The sequence below is a fragment of the Mesorhizobium sp. M5C.F.Ca.IN.020.32.2.1 genome (assembly GCF_004023105.1).
In the GTDB taxonomy this organism is placed as follows: Bacteria; Pseudomonadota; Alphaproteobacteria; order Rhizobiales; family Rhizobiaceae; genus Mesorhizobium; species Mesorhizobium wenxiniae.
The window spans coordinates 1-6,225 of sequence record NZ_RZSX01000349.1 but is presented as its reverse complement, the minus strand read 5'-3'; the positions used below and the strand labels follow the sequence as shown (position 1 = coordinate 6,225).

Below are 6,225 nucleotides of genomic sequence, written 5' to 3'. Positions count from 1 at the left end.
CGGCATGCCCGCGGCCAAGGCCCAAGCGCTCGTCGCCGGCCTCGAGATCCGCGACGCCGATCCCGCGGCCGACGCCGAAGCGCTGGAACGCCTGGCGATATGGATCCTCCAGCGCGTCGCCCCGATCGTTGCCGCCGATCCACCGGACGGGATCGTCATCGACACGACCGGCGCCGATCATCTGCATGGCGGCGAGGCGGCCATGCTCGATGGCCTGGTCGGCCGGCTCGCGATGTCGGGCCTCGCCGCACGCGCGGCCGTCGCCGATACCTGGGGTGTGGCGCATGCGCTTGCCCGCTTCGCCTCCGCTTCGGCGATGATCGCCGCACCCGGCCACGACCCCTCCCCGATTGCGGCACTACCGGTCGAGGCGCTGCGGCTCCCGCCCGGCATGCCGGCGGCACTGCGTGTGCTCGGTTTCGAGCGGATCGGCGACCTCATCGCGCAGCCGCGCGCGCCTCTGGCGCTGCGCTTCGGGCCCGCATTGGGCCGGCGCCTCGACCAGGCGCTCGGCCGCGCAGCCGAGCCGATCGAGCCGATCCGGCCGGCCGAATTGACCGAGGTGCGCCGCGCCTTCGCCGAGCCGATTTCTGCGGCCGAGACCATCGCCCGCTACATCGGCAAGCTCGTCGACGCAATTTGCGTCCAACTCGAGCAGAAGGGTCAGGGCGCGCGGCGTCTCGACCTCATCTGTCAGCGCGTCGACAGTCGCGGCCAGGCTATCCGAGTCGGCATGGCCAAGCCCGTACGCGATGCGAAGCGGCTCAGCCGGCTGCTCTGCGACAAGATCGAAACCATTGATCCCGGCTTCGGGATCGAGATGCTGACGCTCTGCGCCACGGTTGCCGAACCGCTGGAACCCCGCCAGATGGTGACATCGCCGCTCGAGACAACCGAGCCCGACATCTCCGATCTCATCGACACCCTGGCCAACCGCGTCGGCGAGCGCGCCATCTATCGCGCCGCGCCGGTGGCGAGCGATGTTCCGGAGCGGTCGGTGATCCGTGTGGCGGCGCTCGCCCCCGACATCGGCGCGAGCTGGCCCGATGCCTGGCCACGCCCGGCACGGCTCTTGCTGACCCCTGAGCCGGTCGAGACCATCGCCCTGCTGCCGGACCATCCGCCAGTCTCTTTCACCTGGCGCGGCGTTCGCCGACGCATTCGGCGCGCCGACGGACCCGAGCGGGTCTTCGGGGAATGGTGGAAGCGCGACGCTGAACTCATTGCAATCAGGGACTATTTCCGGATCGAAGACGAAGCGGGCGAACGCTACTGGCTCTACCGCGCCGGTGACGGCGAGGACGAAGCCACCGGCTCGCAGCGCTGGTTCATCCACGGAGTCTTCGGATGACCAGCCCTCGCTACGCCGAACTGCAGGTCACCTCGCATTTCAGCTTCCTGCGCGGCGCGTCTTCCGCCGAGGAACTGTTCGCGCAGGCGGCGCTGCTCGGGATCGAGGCGCTCGCCGTCGTCGACCGCAACAGCCTCGCCGGCATCGTCCGCGCTCACGAGGCCGCCAAGACCACGGGCGTGCGCCTGGTCGTCGGCTGCCGGCTCGATCTCGCCGATGGGATGTCGGTCCTCGTCTACCCGACGGATCGGGCCGCCTATGCGCGGCTCTGCAGACTTCTCACCCTCGGCAAGGGACGCGCCGGCAAGGGCAAGTGTCATCTCGAATGGGTTGACCTGCTGGCTTATGGCGAAGGTCTCATTACCGTCCTCGTCCCGGACGCCGCCGATGAAACGTGCGGAATGCGCCTGCGCCGGCTGCGCGAAGGCTTCGGTGACCGCGCCTACATGGCCCTCACGTTGCGGCGCCGGCCGAATGATCAGCTTCGGCTCCACAATCTGTCGAACATCGGCGCGAAAATGCACGTGCCGACCGTCGTGACCAATGATGTTCTGTTCCACGAATCCGGCCGGCGCATCCTGCAGGACGTCGTCACCTGCATTCGTCACAACGTCACGATCGATGAGCTCGGCGATCGCCGCGAGCGCCATGCGGATCGCTGCCTCAAGCCGCCGGAAGAGATGCACCGGCTCTTCGGCCGCTATCCCGAGGCCCTCGCGCGCACGCTCGGGATTGTCGCGCGATGCCGCTTCAGCCTGGACGAACTCGCCTACCAATATCCGGAAGAGCGCGACGATCCCGCACTCACGCCGCAGCAAACGTTGGAGAAGCTCACTTGGGACGGCGCTGCCCAACGCTATCCTGACGGGCTGCCCGACAGCGTGCGGGCCACGCTCGATCACGAACTACAGCTGATCCAAAAGCTCGGCTATGCGCCGTACTTCCTGACGGTCAACAGCATCGTCAGGTTCGCGCGCTCGCGCGACATCCTCTGCCAGGGTCGCGGCTCGGCGGCCAACAGCGCCGTCTGCTTCGTCCTCGGCATCACCTCGATCGATCCGGGCCGCAATGATCTGCTGTTCGAGCGGTTCGTATCGGAGGAACGGCGCGAGCCGCCCGACATCGACGTCGACTTCGAGCACGAGCGACGCGAGATCGTTATGCAGTGGGTGTTCGACACCTACGGCCGCGATCATGCGGCGCTCTGCTCGACAGTCATTCGCTATCGCACCAAGGGGGCGTTGCGTGATGTCGGCAAGGCGCTCGGCCTGCCCGAAGACCTCATCCGCACACTGTCGGGCCAGGTGTGGGGGTGGTCGGAAGAAGGTGTCGCCGATCGGCATCTTGCCGAGCTCAATCTCAACCTGTCCGACAGGCGTCTGCGTCTCGCCCTCGATCTGGCGCGTCAGCTCATGGGCGCTCCGCGCCATCTGAGCCAGCACCCGGGCGGGTTTGTGTTGACCCACGATCGGTTGGATGACCTCGTTCCCATCGAGCCGGCCGCCATGGTGGATCGGCAAGTCATCGAGTGGGACAAGGACGACATCGACGCGCTCAAATTCATGAAGGTCGACGTCCTGGCCCTCGGCATGCTGACCTGCATGAAGAAGGGCCTCGATCTGCTGGCCGAGCACAAGGACATCAAGCTCGATCTCGCCACCATCCCGGCCGAAGATCCGCGTACCTATGCGATGATCCGCAAGGCCGACACGCTTGGCACCTTCCAGATCGAATCCCGCGCCCAGATGTCGATGCTGCCGCGTCTCAAGCCGCGGACCTACTACGACCTCGTCGTCCAGGTCGCGATCGTGCGCCCAGGACCGATCCAGGGCGACATGGTGCATCCCTATCTGCGTCGCCGCGAGGGTCTCGAGCCGGTGCATTACCCGAAGCCGGAACTCGAGAGGGTCCTGGGCAAGACGCTCGGCGTGCCACTCTTCCAGGAACAGGCCATGCGCGTCGCCATCGAATGCGCGGGCTTCACGCCCGGCGAGGCCGACATGCTGCGCAAGTCGATGGCGACGTTCAAGCACACGGGCGGCGTCTCCGCCTTCAAGACCAAGCTGATCGAGGGCATGGTCGATCGCGGCTACGACCGGCCGTTCGCGGAAAAGACCTTCAGCCAGCTCGAGGGCTTCGGCAGCTACGGCTTCCCGGAAAGCCATGCCGCGTCTTTCGCGCTGATCGCCTACGCCAGTGCATGGCTCAAATGCTGGCATCCCGACGTCTTCTGCTGCGCCCTCCTGAACAGCCAGCCCATGGGCTTCTACGCTCCCGCGCAGATTGTGCGGGACGCGATTGCTCATGGCGTCGAGGTGCGGCCGCCATGCGTCAACGCCTCACGCTGGGACTGCGCCCTGGAGTCAACCGGAGACGAAAGCCGCTTCGCCGTCCGGCTAGGTCTGCGCATGGTCCGCGGCCTCGCCAATGTCCATGCGGGGAGCATTATCGCGTCGCGCGCCGATCAGCCCTTCGCTTCGGTGGACGATCTGTGGCGGCGCGCCGGGGTGCCCCAGACCACGCTCGTCCAACTCGCGGAGGCCGACGCCTTCCGGCCGTCGCTCGGTCTTGCCCGGCGCGAGGCGCTGTGGGCGATCAAAGCGCTGCGCGACGAGCCCTTGCCGCTCTTCGCCGCCACGGCTCGCGAGCACGACGCCGTGCCGGAGATCGTGGAGCCCGCCGTGGTGCTTCGGACGATGACGGCCGGCGCCGAAGTGGTGGAGGACTGCGGTCACGTCGGGCTGTCGCTGCGCAACCACCCTGTGAGCTTCCTGCGCGACGATCTTCGCCGGCGTCGCATCGTCTCGTGCGCCGAGGCGATGGACATCCGCGACGGCGGCTGGCTCGAGGCGGCGGGGATCGTGCTGGTCAGGCAGCGCCCGGGCAGCGCCAAGGGCGTGATGTTCATCACGCTCGAGGACGAGACCGGGATCGCCAATCTCGTCGTCTGGCCAAAAGTGTTCGAGGCCAATCGCCGGACCATTCTTTCGGCCAGCATGATCGCGGTGCGCGGGCGAGTTCAGCGCGAGGGCGAAGTTGTCCATCTCGTCGCGCGGCACCTGACTGACCTGTCGGCGGAGCTGGCGAGCGTCGGTCAACGCGACACAGCCTTTCCGCTGCCGCACGGCCGTGGCGACGAATTCCATCACGGTTCGCCGACCCCCGACCCGCGCGGGCTGCCGCTGAAACCGTTTCGCGGCCGCAACCTCGTCGATCCCTACAGCCACATCAGCGAGATCAAGGTGAAGACGCGGGATTTCCACTGATCACAGATACCGAATACGTGGTGAACGAACGTCGCTGCCTTCATCAGCGCAGCTTTTTGAGAAACTCTTCGTAGGCCTTCAGGTTCGGGACCAGCTCAGTCACGCGTTTCACAATCTCAGGTCGTTTGAGCTTGCGATGAGAATCGAGGATTCCATCGTAACCAATGTGCTTCAGCGCGCCTGCTGCGAGAAGCTCGCACCAAGTCCTTATGTCTCGCTCGATCTGGATGAATTCCTCGGTGCTCACATACTGGTCGGGCAACTGCCCATGAAAAAGTTTGTCCCGATACCGCTTGGCCTTCTGCAGCACCTTGAAGAGCCGATCGTATTCGGCGCCTACCAACTCGGCGACAGTGACATTGGCGAGACGTTGAATGCCGTCGGTCAGCTTCTTGAAAGAAAGGTCTGGCGCATCGTGGAGCGCTTGACGCAACTGCTGGCTATTTTTGTGATCGAAGGCTTCCGATTGGAAGATGAGGTGCGTGAAAATCTTCCGGATTTGACGTTCGGCCCTGAGGTACGTCAGCGTGAAAGCATCCACGCCCCTCGTCCGGTGGCCGGAACGGAGTATGTCATCGACCGGACGAAACTCGTCTTCAAAACCCGAACCCATGCCCTCGCCCTCCACGACTAGAACTATACCGCGCCCGGCGGCGCGGATATGGAAAAAAGCGCGGTGCGATTGAGGCCGCGTCAGGAGATCGGCTGCGACCACCGATCCTAAGCCGTTGCACGTATTGCGCAGTACGGTGGACGGCCTGGGTATGATCCTGAGCAGCCACAAGCGATGAGGACGAGCATCAGAATCTATGCCGCCCCTCGAAATCGCGTTGACGCCTTCAGGCGGTTTTGCGCAAAATTCCTCGTTTCTTTCTCCGCTCCCTGAGGCTCATGGCACGCATCTCGCATCCGCTGGTATTTCCGACGTGGCGCGATTTGTGGGCGTCAATCGAGGGGATACCCGAGTTGCTGGCAGGGGCTGACGCAGCCTTGCGGCGACGAAGGACGGGAAACCACAGAATGCCGGTGTGGTCGGTCTCCGACCGCGACGAGGAAATCCTCGCCATCGCCGTGCGTGCGTTGCAAGCATGGGCGGACGGGGAGCCGCCCCGGGACCCTGCGCTACGACCAGATCGCATCCCACGCATCCATGAGATTGTGAGTCCCGCTCTCCGGGCCGCGGCGTGGCCTCGCTGGCTGCTTCTAGAGCGTGCCTTTCTAGACGCTTCGGCCACCGGTGACCTCTTGTTCGCTGCGCTGGTGTTACGGACTTTGTGTGAGGAGGCGATGCGCCTCCATGCCCTGGACATAGATGCGAACAGGCTCGCAATCCTGGCGGAATCAACGCGAAAAGAAGATCAGGATCGACTGAAGCAATTTGTGTCGTTTGCTTGGGCCTCGCTTGCAAGACTGTCGACGAACACGATCATCGAGGGTGGGGGTTGGCCCTCTTTCAATCCGACAGCAAAGGCATTGCCCCGTCTCGAAAGGGCGCGTGCCGCGCTCAACAGCTATGTCCATCCAAACTACGGAAGCCATATCGTAGCCCTTTACCCAGAGCGTTCTGCCGCCGCGACGCTCTTGTTGGAGGCGGTTGCAGCTGTCTAC

The 6,225-nt window shown here is 64.9% G+C and carries 4 protein-coding genes; 3 read left to right on the top strand and 1 reads right to left on the bottom strand.

Translation table 11 applies throughout. The annotated features are described in order from the left end of the window. Both EOA86_RS18175 and EOA86_RS18170 read left to right on the top strand, forming a co-directional pair. A partial coding sequence (locus EOA86_RS18175) for a DNA polymerase Y family protein (RefSeq protein WP_245497307.1) occupies positions 1-1,351 on the top strand: 1,351 nt, incomplete at its 5' end. After that, positions 1,348-4,617, top strand: a complete 3,270-nt coding sequence (locus tag EOA86_RS18170) for an error-prone DNA polymerase (RefSeq protein WP_128342929.1) — start codon at positions 1,348-1,350, stop codon at positions 4,615-4,617. The genes EOA86_RS18175 and EOA86_RS18170, both read left to right, overlap by 4 nt. Positions 4,618-4,660: 43 nt before the next feature. Here the strand turns inward: EOA86_RS18170 and EOA86_RS18165 are convergent, their stop codons facing one another. Continuing rightward, a complete protein-coding gene (locus tag EOA86_RS18165; RefSeq protein WP_128342927.1) occupies positions 4,661-5,332 on the bottom strand; it encodes a hypothetical protein in 672 nt (223 codons plus the stop codon). Between the two features lie 305 nt (positions 5,333-5,637). Between EOA86_RS18165 and EOA86_RS39435 the strand changes: the two genes are divergently transcribed. Further along, positions 5,638-6,225 (top strand): hypothetical protein (locus tag EOA86_RS39435; RefSeq protein ID WP_206630061.1); only part of this gene is annotated, 588 nt, incomplete at its 3' end.

Excerpts from the sequence above, each read along its gene's own strand:
- EOA86_RS18170 (WP_128342929.1), top strand. The coding sequence starts at position 1,348 with ATGACCAGCCCTCGCTACGCCGAACTGCAGGTCACCTCGCATTTCAGC.